We start from the raw sequence: 18,312 nt of genomic DNA, 5'->3' as shown, positions 1-18,312 counted from the left end.
TAGGTCAGCGACAAGCTTTGGAAGGTCTCTGTTACTTTAGAGGTTAACATGGATCGCCTGCTATTTTTCCTTCGGTGGAATTTGTTTGGGTGAATTAAATGATACCGATGCTTACCGACAAATGGATAATCACATTTTTTAATTTTCCTTAGTGCAATCTCAGGATGGGGTTAACTAGTGAGTAGAAAGAATATTTTAAGATTTTATTAGGGCTTATAAAATGGTAAGAAAGGCAGGTCAAACCTGTCTTTTCTTTTTTTAATCCCTACCAAGATTTAGATTTCTACCAGCCAATTTTTGTGTCTCCACAAACATTTCTGATTCTGCATCACCATAGTTTGTGTCCCCTCAAACCTTCCAGATTCCCCCAATAAGTAATATCTGTAAGCTTTATAGTATAATCTATAATTTTAAAAGACCTCCTAAGCCTACCTTTGAATAAATTAAACCAACGATTATTTACCACAAGTATTATGAAAAAGATCAGATCAATTACTGTATTAATTATGCTGTCGGGATTGCTTGCATTTGGATGTGAAGATTACCCGGATGGACCGGCTGTCAGCCTAATACCGAAAGCAGATAGAGTGGGCAATGATTGGAAAATAGCAGAGGCTTTGGATAATGGCACCAATGTCACGGCGGATTACACGAAATATGAATTGGACCTTACAGAAGATGGCGCTGCCACCCTCACTGCACAGTACACTTTGCTCGGTATGGAATATGACTTCGTGACTAACGGAGTATGGATATTTATGAGTGATGAAGAAAAAATCTCTTTTGATTTTGACAACAACCTCGCAGATGGGATTTATGAAATACTGAAGCTTGAAAGTTCTGAAATGTGGCTTAAACAAGACGGAGGAACTCTCGAACTTCATTTTATCCCGAGATAAAATTTGGATTCGAATTTTTAACAAAAAAAAAGAAACACACTATGAAAATTTCAGATTCAAATCCAACCGGATTGATTGTCAGCAGTGTACTGATGGTGATTGGTGCAGGTGCTATCATTGGTTTTTTTTTCCGAAAAAACAGAAATAACATAAGCAAGAAGAAGGTAAAGCAAACAGGTGAATACCTTGCAAAAAAGCTGAAGAAAGAAGGCAGAATCCTAAAAGACAAAGTAAAAAGCAGGATGGATGCTTCCAAAACAGCTTTGGAAGAAGTTTCCAATTGAAATTTGGCTTTAAATACCACTAATCACCATGATGATGAATATCAAATCTAAAGTAAGCAGTTTGCTGCTAGTGTCGGCAATTGGGTTTGGCTTTGGCAGTTGCTCCAAGCCAATAGAGGAGAAAATGGACGATGCTGAATCAAAAGTAGAAGAAAAGCAGGATGAGGTAACCGAAGCAAAAGTGGACCTATACCAAGTCGCTTCTGACTCAGCCACCCAAGTCACCGAATACCTGATGGTAACCAAAGAAAGGCTAAAGGCAAATACCCAAAGCCTGGAGGAAATCAAAGAAGGGTTCAGTTCCGATAAAACAGACCGCAAACTTGCTTATGACGAAGAACTGACAAGTTTGATCAATCAAAATCGCGCACTCATAGCGGTGGTCAATGATACTCCGGCTATCCGAAGCGATACCTGGAAAAACGTCAGGGTCGAATTGAACCAACAAATGGATGATTTGGAAAAATCCATCGCAGAACTGAAGGAAAAGGTTACGATTAAACCATAACAGTAATTAATAGGGCTTGAGAACGGGAAAAAAATGGCAGGTAATACCTGCCATTTTTTTTGTTTCCGGCATAATCCTGAATCTGAATTAGTTGCTTTTTTTGACAATAATATCCGCTGTGGCAGTTCAGTAAAATTTTTAACGATTCTTTGTCTATCCTCCCAAGATCATTTCCAATTCTAATCCTTTCAATTATTTTACCGGATAGACCAAGAATAAAAAATAGGCACCGTCATTGACAGTGCCTATTTACCCATACAGTCTAAAAAGCTTCCATGTTTTGGAAGTACAAATTTACCCCCTCTTTTAATGGAATCTCTTTTTACAGGGTTATCAAATTTTAGTCTTTTATTGACCTGAGAAGCTTTCTTTTAACATTAAAATAACCCAAAAGAATTTTGGTAAAAATTGACCGGAATTATGGGATGGCCAAAAAAAAGGCACTGCCATTAGCAGTGCCTTATACCCGTGAAGCCTAAAAATACACTTGATATCTGCTTCAAAATTACATTCTTTTTCAATCAGGGTACTTTTTAATCGGTTATCAAATCACTGTCTTTTTGTTTCCACAAGAGATTCATTTTTAATAAAAAAATAATTTGAAGGATTTTCATAACAGATTCCCTTTGTTCAATTTTCCAAAAAATCACTTAACATTGGAAATTGGATTATTGAATTTGGGTACTTTTACCAAAAACACAGACAACCCATGAAAATGAAGAAATATTCCCCCCTCAAGGAACATACGGATGCCAAATTGAGATATGCACAGCTGTATCTTGATGCCTTGAAAGAACCCAAAGTAGTAGGTTCAGACCTTGAAAAAGCACACCAAGGATCTTTTCTTTTTCACTTAAACGGAGTTGTGGATGCTTTCTTGGCAGAGATCAATGAATTATACGGCCTTGGACTTAAAGGAAAACACCTGACAATCGATCACCTCAAATCAGCCAAACCGGAATCAAAAAAGTCCCTCAAGGAAGTTAAAAAACTCGGGAAATTATTGGGCAAAAAGAATTGGCTTGCAGAATTGAGGTCCTTTGATCCCAACAATGTAAAGCCAGCAAAAAAAGGAAAGAAATCTGAAGTGGACAAGGAAGTCTCTAACCTTGTAGAACATGTGGTTATAATCCCTACAAATCCAATAATGGAGAGATTTGAAGATTGGCAGGCAAAAATGAGGAGGCTAATTTCTGAACTGAGAGAATCAGCCCTGCTTGGAAGCGGCAAAGCTCCTAAAAAATAAAAAAATCTTGTACTCCTTATTCTAATGCTCCCAGGTCTTCATGCTTGGGAGTTTTTTTATTTTTATAACCAACAGCTTAAGAAAGTGGCTAAATAAATCAAGACTGCGCAGCGTTTAAGTCGCATTTATCATTTTGAATTATTCATTTTTTCTCGCTTCTCGGCTCTCGCATCTCGGTTCTTGTCTTTGCCTTATTGTAATTCTTAAACAGTGTCTTTTTTTATAAATGCAGAAAGAATAAGATAAAAGGTAAATAAAAATACCATGAGGCAATCCACCATTACTGCCGTGCCGACTTGGTTGCTAAGGTATTGGCTGCCAATGGTTAGCACCAAAGCGATAAAAATGACTTTACTTATTCCTGCAATAATCAATGAATAAGACCTGACAGAGGGATTTAATGCCCCATAAAGTAACATTATTCCGATTAGCCCTAATAAAGCAGACCAATTTCGCACGATAATACTTTCATATGGTGATGAACCGGGAATTTCCCCAAAATTCATTTGAAGTGATGCTTCCGGTGAAAAAAGCCCAAGAAACATGCTACAGGTTAATAAGCCGCAAAGGGCCATGATCCATTTGAAATTTGATAAAAATTTATCTATGATCATTTTCTTTAAGCCGTTTATAATCTTTTCTCTTTAATTCAGAAAATAAATAAGAATTTCAATGAGATTACCGCGGTAAATGCTCACTGAAATTCTTCCTTTAAAACCTCCGTGACTAAATAGCCAATTGGAGCAAGTCATCAAGCTGAACTTACCTTTTAATCAATTATGGCCGGGGCTTCTGATGGAACGGTTGCAGCAATGCGCTGTATTGTTACATTTTTGATGTTACCATTAAACTTACTTGACGTACCATAATCTGCCACAACAGTTCCTAAATCAACACCTACATCTGCCAAATCCACCACAGAGAAAATTCCAGGTTGGGTCCTTTCAATGCGGCCTTCTCCAAATTTTTGACCATCCACGGTAATCGTTCCAACACCACCGCGGCCTGGTCCGCCGCCATCATATTTGAAATCATACACCAAGGTGTGTTTTCCGGGTGCCAAAGTCTGGGTTGAAGAAATGGTGGTGGAATTCAATCCTAGGAAATTATAGGTAAAGAATGGCTTTCCGTTTTTGACATAGAATGATAATCCTCCAAACCGTCCTCCTTGGCAAACCAAAACCCCATTTCCCCCGGGTCCGACTTCAACCTCAGCGGTAATGGTGTAGGAGGTATTTTGTAAGTTAGGAAATACATCCACCCCCAGACCTTTCATGTCCTTTGTAAGCTTCATAGATGTTCTACCTGGTGCCATCACAGTTGGCCTGCCTGCGACCTCTGCTATCATTCGCTCTACCGTGCGATCATCAATGGGTAATACATGGTATTTCTCGGCTTCCTTCATAAATAGAGACTGCATATCTTTGAGTTTTTGAGGCTCTTTTTGCGAAAGGTCATTGGATAAGCTAAAGTCTTCTTTGGTGTTGTACAATTCCCAAACATCATTTTGCAGTGTATTAAATGGTTCTGGCAAAAAAGGAGCCTGGTGAATTGTTCGGGCATACCAACCGTCCTGATAAACAGCCCTGTTTCCGCCAATTTCAAAATACTGCACAGTATGTTGTTCCGGTGCGTCTCCATTGTTGAAGGAATATGCAAGACTGGTACCTTCGATAGGATCCTGTGCAATGCCGTTTACCATTTTGGGGGAAGGGATTCCAGTCACTTCGTAAACTGTCGGAGCCACGTCAGCGACAAAGCCAAATTGGTTTCTCATTTCCCCTTTGGATTTTATGCCTTTAGGCCAATGCACCACCATCCCGTTGCGGGTTCCTCCAAAATCTGAAGCCATTTGCTTTGTCCATGTAAAAGGGCTATTGGTAGCTACTGCCCATCCGGAAGCCATGTGTGGAATGGTACTTTCTGTTCCCCATTCGTCATAGAGCTTCATCATATCATCAACATTTTCTTTTACCCGGTTGAAGTAGGTCCATTCATTGAACATTCCTGTTTGCTGACCTTCGGCGCTTGAGCCATTGTCACCGGCAATAAAGAAGATGATGGTATTGTCTAATTCACCCATTTCTTCGATCGCATCGATCAAGCGGCCGATTTCATGGTCTGTATGCTCGGCAAACCCTGCAAAAACCTCCATTTGTCGGGCAAACAATTTTTGTTCAACAGGTGATAAATCGGCCCAATCCTGAATCTGCTCCGGTTTTGGAGGAAGGATTGTATTGGCAGGGACGATGCCCAATTTTTTCTGACGCTCCAGTGTTTCTTCACGCAATACATCCCAACCTTTGTCGAATTTGCCTTTATATTTGGCAGAATACTCTTTAGGGGCATGATGCGGGGCTCGTGTTGCACCCGGTGCATAGTAGATGAAAAATGGTTTGTCGGGCTGCAAAGCTTGTTGCTTGTTTACCCAAGAAACGGCTTGATTGGTCATATCGTTGGTGAAATGGTAGCCGGGATAGCTGGGAGTTTCTATCATGGTTACCCCATCATAAATGACCGGTGCCCAGTTGTTGGTTATTCCACCTAAGAATCCATAAAATTTCTCAAAGCCTGAATGGGTGGGCCATCTGTCTTGTGGTCCGTTACTTGATTTTTCCCAAGTAGGAGTCTCGTGGCTTTTTCCAAATTGGGCCGTGCTATATCCGTTTTGCCTGAGGACTTCAGCCAACGGGGTAATAGATTGAGGGCGAATAGAAGTGTAACCGGGATAAGAAGTTGCTAATTCAGTAATTATGCCAAGGTTTACGGAGTGTGGATTGTAACCCGTAAGCAAGGCTGCCCTTGTTGGGGTACAAAGTGCAGTGGTATGAAATCTGTTATATGTCAAGCCGTTTTTGGCAAGACGGTCGAGGGTAGGCATATATGCCGGACCGCCAAAGGTCTCGGGAACAGCAAATCCCATATCATCCATCAAAATTATAACTACGTTTGGAGCGTCTTTTGGAGCCGTAACTTCAAATTTTGGTGGCGGCGTGGTATTGCGCACATCGAGTTCGCTGTACCTTACCCTTTCCGGGTGTTTGATAGGTAGTATTGTTCTGTCTATGCCTTCGGAAATTTCAATGCCTTCAGCACCTATTTCCGAATCAGACTCATTTTGGCTGGGTCCGCAGGCAAAAAATGCAAGCAAGCCTGATATCATGAACAATTGTATTAATCGATTTTTCATATGGAATATTTATTTGTAATTTTTAAAAAGACTTTTCCAGCTTTTATCAATTCTCTCAAATACTCAAAAGTTTCTACTTTCTTATTTTATAAGAGTTTTTTTATTCTGTCAAACTTATTGTTTCCCGAAAAGAATCTTTGGAAAATCTTGCCATAATTCAAGGAATGTTTGAAGCATTATTGGAATGAATACCACATCGGATTTCAAAAAATTGGTTTCTAATTAATAAGGATGAAAATTGTTTCCTTATCAAATTTTAGAAAAAATGGATGTTGAATTGATGAAAACCAAAATCAATGAGGTTTTCGATTTGCAAAAAAAGCAGGCTTTAATTATGAGATCCAGTACTGCGGAGGAAAGGATCGGACTCATCCGTAAGCTTCATGATTGGATATTGAACCATAGGGAGGATATCAGAAAAGCCATGTATGCGGATTATCGCAAACCTTACACGGAGACAGATATTTCAGAAATCTACCCGGTGGTATCAGAAGCCAAGCATACCATTAAGCATCTTAAAAATTGGATGAAAACAAAAAGGGTTCCTACACCGGTCACTTTTCTTGGTACCAAAGCTTCGATTCAATATGAACCAAAAGGTTCAAGTCTGATCATTGCCCCATGGAATTATCCCTTCAATCTGGCAATTTGTCCATTGGTATCCGCTTTGAGTGCAGGCTGTACAGTGATGATAAAACCTTCGGAAATGACACCCCATACTTCTGCATTGATCAAAGAGATGATAGGGGAGATCTTCGAAAAAAACATGGTGTGTGTTATTGAAGGCGGGCTTGAGGCCAGTCAGCTGCTCCTTGCCAAACCATTTGACCACATCTTTTTTACTGGAAGTCCCATGGTCGGGAAGATTGTGATGCGATCGGCTTCAGATCATCTGGGCTCTGTAACCTTGGAATTGGGAGGGAAATCCCCTGTAATTATAGCACCGGATGCGGACCTCAAAGACGCTGCAAGGAAAATTGCTTCAACCAAATTCATCAATTGCGGACAGACCTGTGTAGCTCCTGATTTTGTTTTGGTGCCTAGATCCTTACGGGATGAATTTGTCCAAAATCTGAATGAAGCCATTGATACACTGTATGTCAGCGATGGACAGGGAGTGGAAAAAAGTCCTGACTATGGCCGAATAGTCAATGAAAGACATTTCAACCGGCTCAACAAATTGGTAGAAGATGCCTGTGAAAATGGAGCCACAATTGCCAAAGGAGGTAAAAATATACCAGAAGAAAATTTTATAGAGCCGACTATCCTTACCATGGTCAAGGAATCCATGGAAGTAATGGAAGATGAAATATTCGGACCCATACTTCCGGTGATGGACTATGAAAATATAGATGAGGCTTTGAATTTTGTAAACAAAATGCCAAAACCATTAGCCCTTTACGCATTTTCTAAAAGTGATAAAAAGTTGGGATACATATTTAGAAAGACCAGTTCAGGTGGTGCTGTGGCCAATGACTGCGTGCTGCATTTTATCCATCCGGAACTTCCTTTTGGGGGGGTAAACAATTCCGGGATTGGAAAGTCACATGGACATTTTGGTTTCTTGGAGTTTACCAATCAAAAATCTCTCCTCAAGCAAAGAGTCGGCTTCACCGCTGTGACACCTTTATTCCCACCTTATAACAAAGCAAAAGAGGTATTAATCGATGGTCTGTTAAAATGGTTTTGATAGGGATTCAATCCAAGAAAGCAATAGAATAAAGAAGTTCGGGTACTTTTTAAATGCCAAACAATCAATAAGAAAAAATGAGAAAAACCATTCTAACATTATATTATAGACTTTATCAAGCCTCGTTTAAACTCGCCATGCCATTACTTCCCTGGAGGAAACCGGTGGTGTTGGAGGGTGCTGGATGTGTAAAGAATGTGCCGGACTTGCTTCAGCAGTTAAAAATCAAGAATGTTTTGATCGTGACAGACAGTACATTGATGAAGTTGGGTTTATTGGATAACCTGATCACAGAACTTGGCGTCAATGGCTGCCAATATGCTGTTTTTGACAAAACTGTGCCCGATCCTACCATTGAAAATGTCGAAGAGGCATTGAAAATGTATCATCAGTACAATTGCAAAGCCATCATTGCTTTTGGAGGAGGTTCACCGATGGATTGTGCCAAGGCAGTAGGAGCGAGGGTCAGTCGTCCAAATAAACCGGTCGGGAAGATGAAAGGTGTATTGAAAGTGATTTTCAAAATCCCGACATTGATTGCAGTCCCCACCACTGCCGGAACGGGAAGTGAGGTAACTTTGGCCGCAGTAATCAGCAATTCCGAAACCCACGAAAAATATCCCATCAATGATTTTTGTCTCATTCCCCATTATGCAGTACTGGACCCTGAGCTTACTTTAAAACTTCCACCCCATATCACTGCAGCAACCGGAATGGATGCCATGACCCACGCTGTAGAATCCTACATCGGGCGTAGCAATACCAATGAAACTAGAAAAGCAGCGTTGGAAGCAATAACCCTTATCCACCAAAACCTGCTTCAAGCTTATAACATCCCTGGAGATCTGAAGGCCAGGGAAGCAATGCTTAAAGGTTCCTATATGGCAGGAGTGGCTTTCACACGTGCATACGTAGGATATGTTCATGCCATTGCACATACAATTGGCGGCTTTTATGGATATCCGCATGGACAAGCCAATGCCATCATCATGCCACACGTGTTGGAATTTTATGGAAGTGCTTCAGGCAAAAGACTCGCCGAACTTGCAGACCATATTGGTATTGTCAACGGGAACCTTACAAACGCCCAAAAAGCAAATGCTTTTGTTCAGTACCTGAAAGACATGAACAAAAAAATGGGTATCCAAAGTAACATTCCGGAAATCAAGGAAAGCGATTTACCGGAAATGATCAGCAGGGCATTGGCAGAAGCCAACCCACTTTACCCAGTACCAAAAATTTTGTTTAAGGAAGATTTGGAAAAACTTTATATGAAAATCAAAGGAATATAAATCAATTTGCCACTGAGGCCACAGAGATCACTTAGACAAAATTGTGTCTGCACCAATGTCCATCTTTACTTTCTCTTTGCTGCTCAGTTTACCGTAATTTTTTCTTTTACCGCAATGGAAAAGAAGGTTTCGCTAAGAGGCGCAAAAGAATGGGTTTACCTATACTACCAGGAGGCCACAGATAAAAATAAGAGAAACGAGGAATAACTTTTGACCCCGAAAGGGGTCAAATTTTTATTTACCCTGGGTAGTAACCCGATGATAGAAAACAATCGAGGATAAATCAACCCTGAAAAGGGTTGAACTCTTTTGTCTCAGGAATGTAATTTCATAGATTAAGCACCCCTGTTTTTGGAGATAACCTGATTCTTCTCTTTCCATTACCTCGGCCAAAAACCTGAGTCAGATTGTTCTTTTTATCCCCGAGTTTGGTACCTCACTCGGGGCAATTAAAATAGTTTGATCCTTTCAGGATCTTTTGCCAACAAAATCCTGATCTATAAATGACCACAAAAGACTCGAACCTCTATTTACCCCGGGTAGCAACCTCCGGATCGAGTTCGATCAAGGTAAGGCCAACCATGAAAGGGCTTGACCTTACCTAATATTTGGCGGAAACCCTTTATCTCTCTTTAGTTTTTTTCGGCCAAAAATAGGAATCGCATTCTTTTTTTTATACCCCGAGTGAGGAACGAAACTCGGGGTATAAAAAAATATTTGATCCTTTCACCACCGCCTCCAATCTTTTACCATTAAGAGATTGAGAAAATATTCTTTCATAAATAAAGGGCTGTTTTCCCATGAATAATTACAACCAACCCAAATAAACAGAATCAGAAAGTAAGATATTACCATTGTTTGATTGATCCTGACTGAAAGCAAGGTTAACATGGCATTTTTTCTTTAGCATGCTCTCCCAAAGCTGAACAAATTGGCTTTCAGAAGACCTATCATTTCCGAAGGTGATGTATTCCGAAAACATTTGGTCGGGATAATGCAACACTATAAAGGCTTTATCCCAAGGTTTTGCGTTTGAAAAATGTGCATTGCTTTGCCAAGTGATGTAGAAACCATTGTCCACTTTTTCTGCTTTCGCATTTAGTGGGGGCAATAGCGGTCCCCGACTCACCTTTATCAATGATGGATCTATGGCAAATTTTGGCCCATCAGCAATGAAGGAATTGTTTAAAGTGTAGGAAACACAGGCGTGGAAAGGCCTTCTTGCTCCAACGGCCAAATTCTGAAAACCAAATGCTATCGGTGATTTAAGCGATTTCAGGTGACGTTGGGTAAGGGTCATTTTGCTCTGGTATAGTAATTTGAGTGGTGGGGTCTTTTTCTTTTGGGCTTTAGTCTGTTTTGAGGGAGCTTGCCGGACGTAAGTTTTACCTCCAACCTTATAATACACTAAGCCTCCTACTTTACCATTTAAATCTCCTGCGGGTGAATCATTTACACTTGCCATGGGGGTGACGTTTAAAATGAAAACTTAAGATATAAACAATAAATTGAAACTACCAAATTCGATAATTAAATTCTCGAATTCCACTCATGCGATATACCCCAATACTAAAAAAAATATTGATTAAGGACTGGACATGGATTGGTCATGGATTGGACTTGGATTGGTCAATGGGTAGCTCAAGTATAGATGCGAGTCTACTATGGTGTAGGAGAGCCTCAGGATTGGTATGGATTTGGGTAGAGGGAAAGAGGGGGCAAACTCAATTATAATGTTAACTTTATTTACGAACTAAAAATAGACAGATGCTGAAATTTTGAAGATTTGTCCAATCCCTGCCTTCAGAAGGTAGTACAGATTTGGCTGGGCTTTGTGTTCATTTGGACCCCATATTCTAAAAAAGACAATTATTGGAACTACCCTTTTTTTTTTCCATTCTCTTCTCAATTCCTGTATCTGGATTCTTGTCTCTTTAAAAACTCTCGTTCACATTCAAGTAAAACCCTGAGTTTCCTTTTTGGCCCCAGCCATAATCTGCGGTGATTGTTGTCCGGTTTTTCTTGTTGATCATAACCCGAAGACCCAATCCATATCCAGGATTGAATTGCTCAAAAAGCTTCTCATTGGTGTCACGACTGCTGAAACTTCCTGCATTCACAAAAACAGTACCTCCAAAGGTTTCTTTATTTTGCTGAAGTGGAAACCTGTACTCAGCTTCAGTATAGACCATGCTTTCTCCTCGAAACCTACCCTGTGCATATGCCCGTCCTGACCTGCCAAACATGTCCCATCCGATGGAAGGAAGGTTCATATAGGGGAGATTACCGGTGACAAGAAAATTGCCGTAACCCCAAACCGCAATGAGGTGTCTTTTTCTTCTTTCACTGAGATTGAAATAATGCCTGTAATCCATCAATAGGGTACTGGACGATTGGTCTGAACCCAAAAAAGTGGGATTGATTTTATAAGAAAGCAAGGCAAAGTTTTTTTCGTAAGGTGAGACAGCGATGTCCCTGTTTTCCATGATGGCATTTAGTGTGACTCCGGAAAGGACGTATTTTTCTGTTGAAAATCCCCGTGCCAAATTATATGCATCATGGGAAAACTCCAAAGTAGGAGCGTTCTCCTCACTGGTAAAACTATTTATCTTGGAGTGTAGGTCAAAATGATAGCCCATGCCCAGGTAAAACTTGGAATCCCCAATTCTCCTCAATACAGTCTCATAAAACCTTATCAAATTAAAGTCCATTTGTTGCTCTCCATGCCATACCCCAGGTCTGGCAGGATCTTCCTCAGGAATGTTTGGAGCACTGCTTCCCAATCCAAAAGTAGGCTGAGAGGTGATGAAATAACGCCAATCACCGACTAGGATCCATTTGTTTTTGTCCAAAAAGATGTTGCTTCTTGAACTGAAGATCCATTGTTTTTTGGTAGTATAAAGAAAATTTCCAACCAGATTTGACATCTTGGTATCGGCAGGATTACCCATGTACCAAGTGGCAGAAGGGGCAAGACCAAACATCCACCCGTTTGCCGGATTGGAACCTACAGCCGGAAGTGGTACCCACTTGAGGTCATTGATTTTATTTGATTTATAGGTAGTGGTGTCCTGGGCTTCAACTACATGCAGAAAAGCAAAGAATGCCAAAGAAAGAATTAGAGTCTTCATGGTAGCCGGAATAGGGGATGGTGGAAGGTTATTTTAGGGCTTATACTCAAATATAATAGATTAAAATCAGGAAGTAACATGGCTTTCCACTGGAAATCCCAATTTACTTCCACCTAAATAAAACTTACTTTTAAGTAAAATGAAACCAATATAAGATCACCAAAACAGGGGGGAAATGTTTGAATTTTTAATAAATTCAATTGATTTCAAATTTAAAGAGCAATCAAAGAAAGAAATCACTTTTTGTCTGCAACACATCTGAAACCAACATTAGAAGTGCCGCTGTCGTAGGCATGTCCCTGTCTGGCTGAGGGCCGGTAATTGATACAGTAATCATCCGCACAGAGGAAAGAACCTCCTTTGATGACTTTTTCAATGGCGTAAGGATTATCCGGATTGTAGCATTTGCTGATGGCACTGTCGAGTGCCGGAGCCTCACCGGACATCCTGAGAAAGGTAGCTGCATCAAACCAGTCACTTGTCATTTCCCAAACATTTCCTATGATGTCATAAAGTCCAAAATCGTTTGGAGGAAAGCTTTTGACAGGTGCAGTTCCCAAAAAGCCATCCCTTCCTTCATTGGAGTGAGGAAAATCCCCTTGGAATGTATTCGCCATAAATTGCCCGTTTGGCCTGAAGTCAACACCCCAAGCGTAGCGTTGGCTTTCTTTTCCTCCCTTTGCGGCATATTCCCATTCCGCTTCTGTAGGCAACCGCTTTCCTGCCCATTTTGCGTAGGCTTCAGCATCTTCATCCGCCATATGCACGACAGGATGGTTTTCTTTTCCTTTGATACTACTTCCGGGACCTTCGGGGTGTTTCCAGCTTGCACCGTCTACCCATTTCCACCAAAGCGCAAGGTCATTTGTTTGTGTCGAGACAGCCTGGGCAGGTGGAGAAAAAACCAAGGAACCGGGTTGCATGTCCTTATCAGCCGGCCGAGGGGTGCCGGGAGGAAGCTGAACTTTCATTTCTTCCCAATCCAATGGCCTTTCTGCAACGGTTACATAACCGGTCTCTTCCACAAATTTGGCATATTGGGCATTGGTCACCTCCGTCACATCCATAAAAAAACCTTTGACTTCCCTCTTTACCGCCGGCCTTTCTACCTGATAAGCTTCCTGCTCATTGGTACCCATAAAAAACGAACCGCCTTCAATCCAAACCATCCCTTCCTTCGAAAAATCCGATGCTTGCTGTATCTCCTTTGCCGTGACTTCTACTTCTTTTTCCTTTGGATTACATTGTGCAAAAATTAATCCTGTCAACAAAACCGGAACAGCAAAATAGTGGGATTTTTTCATGGTTGGCTTTAAATTTGGTTTCATAAAGGTAGGTCAGTCCTAGAATAATAGCAATATCTTGTTTTTGCCAGAAGGAATAAAAAAACCTGCTCCTTTTATGAAGAACAGGTTTTATTAAGTTTCAAAATTTCAACAAATTAAAGCTCCCCAATGAAAGGCAGTCTCTCAGAGATAGCTAGAAGAATGGTATTCTGAACGTAGTTTTCCAACTGGACAAACTTCGCTGCATTGATCGCACCGATAGATTTCTTTACTTTTTTATAATGCTTGGCAGTGAGACCGTTGAGACCTGCATTGTTTTTCATGGCCTTCATTGCCAAGGCGTCTGCGTCTGTTTCAGTAAGTTTCGGCAACTTTTCAAGATATTCATTGATGATAAATACTCTTTCCTTCATCAGCTCTCTTCTTTCTACTTCATAAGCTTCATAGACTGGCCAAAATGGGGAATCTGCAGGCAGTTCCATGTATTGCTCCACAAGAGCACGTTTTTCCATTCCAAAAGCAGATTGGATTAATTTGATCTCGTCATTGATCTGTTGTGCGTTACTGATAAAAGGCAATGCAAAAAGCATCAGGGCAAAGAATAATTTTGTTTTCATAATTAGGTTTGTTTAAAATTTAAAGTTTGATGTAGTTTATTTACCGAAATTAAGCATTACAAATCCAAGGTTGAAGCCTAAAATTGATTGGGCCCTCATCTCGGAATTTTCGAAGGTTTGGTAATATTTTGACGATAGTTTGATTCCTACATAGTCACTGATCTGATAAATCGCTCCCAATTCAGGTCGAATTATAAACTGTCTTGGAGAAACTTTATCAACAAATATTCCCATACTGACGGTTTGGGTATTGATGGCAGCCCCTGCACCAAAAGCCACAAAAGGTTTAAATGGTTTGGTTGCATTAAAGACATAAATGAAAGATCCCATAATAGGAGTGACCTTCAAATACCTGTATTGGGTTCCATGAAGGGAGGCTGAGCCACTTTCAAACAATTGGTCAGGTACTTTTTCAAAAAAATTCATGGTTCCAAATTCTACTCCATATCCAGTCTGATTTTCATTCATTTTGTAAAACTCAAAATTAGCTCCTCGGCCTGTAAAATTTTTTGTAAAATCAGCTGTTTTTCCAACAGGTAAAGCCGGTGCAAAATTTAACTGAATCATTGACCCTTGACCGGCAGCCGGAATGGAATAAAGACCCAACAATATTACTGACAGGTATATATATATTTTCATGAAATCACTTTTGGATGTAAGGAGATTGGATAAAAGCCTGATTGACACCTGCTACAGCTCTTTCAGTATTGCTTGTCTGTGACCCTGTAAGCGCACCATTGACAATCACTACCCAATCAACTTCCAGCTGATTGGTTGGCGATACGTTTTTCATATTGACCAATTGGACCACTAGTGAGCCTGTGGATACCGAACTGGATACTAATGGCTGGTACCCCGGATAAAGCCATCCTAACCCGGATCCCAAATTAGGGATCCACCAATCCCAAAACCACCAATTGTAATTGAAAAAAAGTGAATTGCTTTCAGGAACTGAAGGCAATAAAATATAATCGGGATTATCAAATTGGCTGACCTGAGTAAAGCCCCTTGCAAGCATATTGGACCTGATTGCTCCAAGAATACTTCTTCCAGCTACAAAATCCAGAAATGGGGGTTGTTGGCCCGGCGAAATAGGTGTTTCGTTGACGATCACCACATTTTCTGGAATCGCAAAAGTAGTTCCCTGCGCAAAATCAAAGTCAGGATTGAAATTGGTGTAGACCACATCAAGTGTAGTGGCATCTTCAGGAAGTCCGGGAGCACAACCAATTGACACAAGTAAACCAAGGACTAATGCTAATGAAGTTAAATTGAATTTCATTAAATAAGGTAATTTTAAATATTAAAAACAGTGCTTCAAATGTATGAATAGTTTTTTGGAAAAAGCAAAACAGCAAATTATCTGATTGACTTTCCTGAAAACATTATTGGAAAATTGGCAGGATATATCTGAATTGAAATTTAATTTTTAATTTGCAATTCGAATTATAATAAAAAATAAACACCTAAATTGTAAACAATAAACACTTTTACCCATGGAGGTATCCCTTGATTGGAAAAATTTTTTTTACATATTTTCCCAGTTTGTCGGCTTTTTGGTAGGTGTGGTTTTGATTTTCTTTGGTTTTCGGAAGAATAGGCAAAATATATTACTTGGATTTAATTTTTTGGTTCTCACTTACAGCTCTTTTATTATTTGGCTGATTACCACTTCCTATTTTGTCTATTTTCCACAGCTTTATAGGACAGGAAATTTCACAGGTCTATTGTTTATGCCCATGATGTACCTGTACATCAGAATGGTAGTCACCGGGAAAAAACTTCACTGGAAAGATGCATTTCACTTAATAATACCTTTTGTTTTTTTGGTGGATTATTGGCCGGTCTTGCTTTTGGAAAGTAGTGAAAAGCTAGCACTAATCAAGTCAGAAATATCCAATCCTGCCTTATTTACATCATTTAACCAGTCAAGATTTTTCCCTGATGGATTTTACACGCCTTTCAGATCTTTCGTTCTATCTATCTATTGGATTCTTTCAGTGTATTGGGTCAGGAAAGGATCAATGAAAATTGGTAAAGAAGTTTTTTCAAAAGAATGGTTTGCCTGGATTAAAGTTTTCTTGGTTTTGGAATTTTTGGTTTTTTTCCCCTTTTTTTTACTATTCTGGACCGTGGACCCGATAACAGCTTTCCATTTGGTCCATATTGCCATAGTACTTCTTAATTTGTCTACTGCATTTTCTCTTTTGTTCTTTCCAAAAATCCTCTATGGATTAGATAAGGATTTGTTTTTCTCGCATCTTAAAAAACAAAAATCTAAGACAGAAATCCTTGAAAATCTTTCAAAGGAAAAATCCTCTGAAATAGAAACTAAAATTAAGGTTGTACTTGAAGATCAAAAGAAATATCTGCAACATAGCTACTCAATACATGACCTATCTGATGACACTGGCATTCCTACTTATCTGCTTACGCTGTATATAAATAATGTTTTGAACACAAGTTTTACAGACCTGATCAATAAGAAGAGAATCGAAGAATGCTGCCAATTGATGGCATCGAGAAAATATTCGCACTTGGCAATCGAAGGATTTGCCAAGCTCAGCGGTTTCAATAATCGCAATTCCTTTTCTTTGGCTTTCAAGAAGTTTAAAGATATGTCTCCCTCTGCCTATTATAAAACCCAAATCAATTAGCATTTGACCGTTGGAAGGTTTTAGGAATAAAGAGTTGTATTCTAATCAAATAGTGTAGGGATGTAAATACGATACATATCGTGGGAATGAGAAGGAATTCAAAAAAAGGGCCTTCAAAAAAGGATTTTAACACAAAATTCCCTGTATGTTTGAAATCAATTTATATTCTCCCAACTGAAAAAAAAGTTATTTCCCATCAATGTTTACAATTATTATTGCCTCTGATTTTTTTTAAGTCTTTAAATTTGATGAATGAAATTAAACTAAATTAGAGACTTTACAGCCACCTAAATATTGAAAAAAATTAGATTATGGAGATCACAGCAGTAAATCTTTTCTACCTTTTTTCTATGTTTATTGGGTCTTTGGTAGGTTTAGTTCTGATTTATTTTGGCTTCCAAAAAAATCACCATAATATTCTTCTCGGGATTAATTTTTTATTTCTTACCTACATTTCTTTGATTGTATGGCTTATTACCTCAGGATATTATTTTCATTTTCCATTTTTGTACAGAACCGGTAATGTGGCAGGATTCTTATTTATGCCATTAATGTATATGTATATCCGCATGGTTCTGACAGGAAGGGCACTGACAGGGAAAGATCTAGTTCATTTGTTGCCATTAGTGGTCATTTTGGTGGATTTTTGGCCTTTATTTATGTTGGACAATGTGGAAAAACAAGCATTGATCCAATCAGAAATTTCCAATCCGGTATTGTTTACATCATATTCCCAAAGCCGTTTCTTTCATTTTGATTTTTACACACCATTTAGATCAGTGGTTTTGGCTTTTTATTGGATACTTTCGGCCATCCTTGTTTGGACCAATACTAAAAAACAGGATACAAAAGGCTTTGCAAAAGAATGGTTTATATGGATCAAGATATTTTTGGGACTGGAACTTTTGGTTTTTTTTCCTTTCCTACTGTTGTTTTGGGCCATAGATCCGATTTTGAATTTTTTATTGGTTCATCTGACTGTTGTTCTGCTTACAATTGTAACAGGTTTTGCACTTCTTTTTTCTCCAAAAATCCTTTATGGGATGGATCAAAATCTATTCGAGGAGCAATCCATTAAAAGCAAACCTGAAAGGAATGAAACCTTGTCCGAGCAAAAGACAAGAGAAATTGAATCAAAACTTGAGGAGGTATTGGATAGCGAGAAGAAATTTCTCCAACATGGTTACTCGATACATTCATTGGCTGCAGATACAGAAATTCCTGTCTATTTGTTGACGCTATATATCAACCACCACCTCAACACAAATTTTTCAGATTTGATCAATCAAAAGAGAATTGCCGAATCCTGTAAACTGATAGAATCAGGGAAATATGAGCACCTATCCATCATTGGGCTTGCAGAAATGTCAGGATTCAATAACAGGAATTCATATACACTTGCTTTTCAGAAGTTCAAAAATGTATCCCCTTCTGCATACATCAAATCCCAAAGAAAGAAAGCCTGATATATTTGGCCAATTTTTCATAAAGATTGGCATCAATTTTTTGCCA

The 18,312-nt window shown here is 39.4% G+C and carries 16 protein-coding genes; 8 read left to right on the top strand and 8 right to left on the bottom strand.

Translation table 11 applies throughout. The features are described 5' to 3' along the window. The first annotated feature begins 473 nt into the window (after nt 1-473). The 4 genes from NK987_RS18090 to NK987_RS18075 all read left to right on the top strand — a co-directional run bounded on the left by NK987_RS18090 (nt 474) and on the right by NK987_RS18075 (nt 2,937). A complete protein-coding gene (locus NK987_RS18090; RefSeq protein WP_259265006.1) occupies nt 474-899 on the top strand; it encodes a hypothetical protein in 426 nt (141 codons plus the stop codon). 41 nt (nt 900-940) lie between these two features. After that, nucleotides 941-1,183 carry a hypothetical protein gene (locus tag NK987_RS18085; RefSeq protein ID WP_259265005.1) on the top strand — a complete coding sequence of 81 codons (243 nt, stop codon included), beginning with the start codon at nt 941-943 and terminating at the stop codon, nt 1,181-1,183. 28 nt (nt 1,184-1,211) lie between these two features. Then, complete coding sequence (locus tag NK987_RS18080; RefSeq protein WP_259265004.1) at nt 1,212-1,691, top strand: hypothetical protein; 480 nt, start codon at nt 1,212-1,214, stop codon at nt 1,689-1,691. A gap of 709 nt (nt 1,692-2,400) precedes the next feature. Beyond that, nucleotides 2,401-2,937: a DUF6586 family protein gene (locus NK987_RS18075; RefSeq protein WP_259265003.1), complete on the top strand. Its 537-nt coding sequence runs from the start codon at nt 2,401-2,403 to the stop codon at nt 2,935-2,937. A gap of 203 nt (nt 2,938-3,140) precedes the next feature. Here NK987_RS18075 and NK987_RS18070 read toward each other — a convergent pair whose 3' ends face one another. Both NK987_RS18070 and NK987_RS18065 read right to left on the bottom strand, forming a co-directional pair. Next, entirely contained in the window at nt 3,141-3,551 is a 411-nt protein-coding gene (locus tag NK987_RS18070; protein ID WP_258423712.1) for a hypothetical protein, read from the bottom strand. A 155-nt stretch (nt 3,552-3,706) separates the two neighbouring features. Further along, nucleotides 3,707-6,127, bottom strand: a complete 2,421-nt coding sequence (locus tag NK987_RS18065; RefSeq protein ID WP_258423711.1) for an arylsulfatase — start codon at nt 6,125-6,127, stop codon at nt 3,707-3,709. A gap of 280 nt (nt 6,128-6,407) precedes the next feature. Here NK987_RS18065 and NK987_RS18060 point away from each other — a divergent pair, with 280 nt between their 5' ends. After that, nucleotides 6,408-7,817: an aldehyde dehydrogenase family protein gene (locus NK987_RS18060; protein WP_259265002.1), complete on the top strand. Its 1,410-nt coding sequence runs from the start codon at nt 6,408-6,410 to the stop codon at nt 7,815-7,817. A gap of 77 nt (nt 7,818-7,894) precedes the next feature. Beyond that, on the top strand, nt 7,895-9,109 hold the full coding sequence (locus NK987_RS18055) for an iron-containing alcohol dehydrogenase (protein ID WP_259265001.1): 1,215 nt from the start codon (nt 7,895-7,897) through the stop codon (nt 9,107-9,109). An 808-nt stretch (nt 9,110-9,917) separates the two neighbouring features. On the opposite strand, the gene NK987_RS18050 is transcribed toward NK987_RS18055, so the two are convergent. The 6 genes from NK987_RS18050 to NK987_RS18025 all read right to left on the bottom strand — a co-directional run bounded on the left by NK987_RS18050 (nt 9,918) and on the right by NK987_RS18025 (nt 15,425). Further along, entirely contained in the window at nt 9,918-10,574 is a 657-nt protein-coding gene (locus tag NK987_RS18050) for a DUF6266 family protein (protein ID WP_259265000.1), read from the bottom strand. A 469-nt stretch (nt 10,575-11,043) separates the two neighbouring features. After that, a complete protein-coding gene (locus NK987_RS18045; RefSeq protein ID WP_259264999.1) occupies nt 11,044-12,240 on the bottom strand; it encodes an outer membrane protein assembly factor in 1,197 nt (398 codons plus the stop codon). A 236-nt stretch (nt 12,241-12,476) separates the two neighbouring features. Next, nucleotides 12,477-13,544 (bottom strand): formylglycine-generating enzyme family protein, encoded by a 1,068-nt coding sequence (locus tag NK987_RS18040; protein ID WP_420841189.1) that lies wholly within the window; start codon nt 13,542-13,544, stop codon nt 12,477-12,479. A gap of 137 nt (nt 13,545-13,681) precedes the next feature. Then, the gene (locus NK987_RS18035; RefSeq protein WP_259264998.1) at nt 13,682-14,143 is read right to left on the bottom strand and encodes a hypothetical protein; all 462 of its coding nucleotides are present in this window, start codon (nt 14,141-14,143) and stop codon (nt 13,682-13,684) included. Between the two features lie 36 nt (nt 14,144-14,179). Then, the gene (locus NK987_RS18030) at nt 14,180-14,782 is read right to left on the bottom strand and encodes a hypothetical protein (RefSeq protein ID WP_259264997.1); all 603 of its coding nucleotides are present in this window, start codon (nt 14,780-14,782) and stop codon (nt 14,180-14,182) included. Between the two features lie 4 nt (nt 14,783-14,786). Next, a complete protein-coding gene (locus NK987_RS18025; protein ID WP_259264996.1) occupies nt 14,787-15,425 on the bottom strand; it encodes a DUF4136 domain-containing protein in 639 nt (212 codons plus the stop codon). 214 nt (nt 15,426-15,639) lie between these two features. On the opposite strand from NK987_RS18025, the gene NK987_RS18020 reads away from it, so the two are divergent. Then, nucleotides 15,640-16,800: a helix-turn-helix domain-containing protein gene (locus tag NK987_RS18020; RefSeq protein WP_259264995.1), complete on the top strand. Its 1,161-nt coding sequence runs from the start codon at nt 15,640-15,642 to the stop codon at nt 16,798-16,800. Nucleotides 16,801-17,111: 311 nt separating this feature from the next. Beyond that, nucleotides 17,112-18,266, top strand: coding sequence for a helix-turn-helix domain-containing protein (locus NK987_RS18015; RefSeq protein WP_259264994.1), 1,155 nt, complete (start codon nt 17,112-17,114; stop codon nt 18,264-18,266). The last annotated feature ends 46 nt before the right edge of the window (nt 18,267-18,312 follow it).

This window comes from Aquiflexum gelatinilyticum, assembly GCF_024813435.1.
Classification (GTDB): Bacteria; Bacteroidota; Bacteroidia; order Cytophagales; family Cyclobacteriaceae; genus Cognataquiflexum; species Cognataquiflexum gelatinilyticum.
This window is presented reverse-complemented; position numbering and strand designations above follow the sequence as displayed.

Coding starts and splice junctions, on each gene's coding strand:
- NK987_RS18090 (WP_259265006.1), top strand. CDS start 474: ATGAAAAAGATCAGATCAATTACTGTATTAATTATGCTGTCGGGATTG.
- NK987_RS18085 (WP_259265005.1), top strand. CDS start 941: ATGAAAATTTCAGATTCAAATCCAACCGGATTGATTGTCAGCAGTGTA.
- NK987_RS18080 (WP_259265004.1), top strand. CDS start 1,212: ATGATGATGAATATCAAATCTAAAGTAAGCAGTTTGCTGCTAGTGTCG.
- NK987_RS18075 (WP_259265003.1), top strand. CDS start 2,401: ATGAAAATGAAGAAATATTCCCCCCTCAAGGAACATACGGATGCCAAA.
- NK987_RS18070 (WP_258423712.1), bottom strand. CDS start 3,551: ATGATCATAGATAAATTTTTATCAAATTTCAAATGGATCATGGCCCTT.
- NK987_RS18065 (WP_258423711.1), bottom strand. CDS start 6,127: ATGAAAAATCGATTAATACAATTGTTCATGATATCAGGCTTGCTTGCA.
- NK987_RS18060 (WP_259265002.1), top strand. CDS start 6,408: ATGAAAACCAAAATCAATGAGGTTTTCGATTTGCAAAAAAAGCAGGCT.
- NK987_RS18055 (WP_259265001.1), top strand. CDS start 7,895: ATGAGAAAAACCATTCTAACATTATATTATAGACTTTATCAAGCCTCG.
- NK987_RS18050 (WP_259265000.1), bottom strand. CDS start 10,574: ATGGCAAGTGTAAATGATTCACCCGCAGGAGATTTAAATGGTAAAGTA.
- NK987_RS18045 (WP_259264999.1), bottom strand. CDS start 12,240: ATGAAGACTCTAATTCTTTCTTTGGCATTCTTTGCTTTTCTGCATGTA.
- NK987_RS18040 (WP_420841189.1), bottom strand. CDS start 13,544: ATGAAAAAATCCCACTATTTTGCTGTTCCGGTTTTGTTGACAGGATTA.
- NK987_RS18035 (WP_259264998.1), bottom strand. CDS start 14,143: ATGAAAACAAAATTATTCTTTGCCCTGATGCTTTTTGCATTGCCTTTT.
- NK987_RS18030 (WP_259264997.1), bottom strand. CDS start 14,782: ATGAAAATATATATATACCTGTCAGTAATATTGTTGGGTCTTTATTCC.
- NK987_RS18025 (WP_259264996.1), bottom strand. CDS start 15,425: ATGAAATTCAATTTAACTTCATTAGCATTAGTCCTTGGTTTACTTGTG.
- NK987_RS18020 (WP_259264995.1), top strand. CDS start 15,640: ATGGAGGTATCCCTTGATTGGAAAAATTTTTTTTACATATTTTCCCAG.
- NK987_RS18015 (WP_259264994.1), top strand. CDS start 17,112: ATGGAGATCACAGCAGTAAATCTTTTCTACCTTTTTTCTATGTTTATT.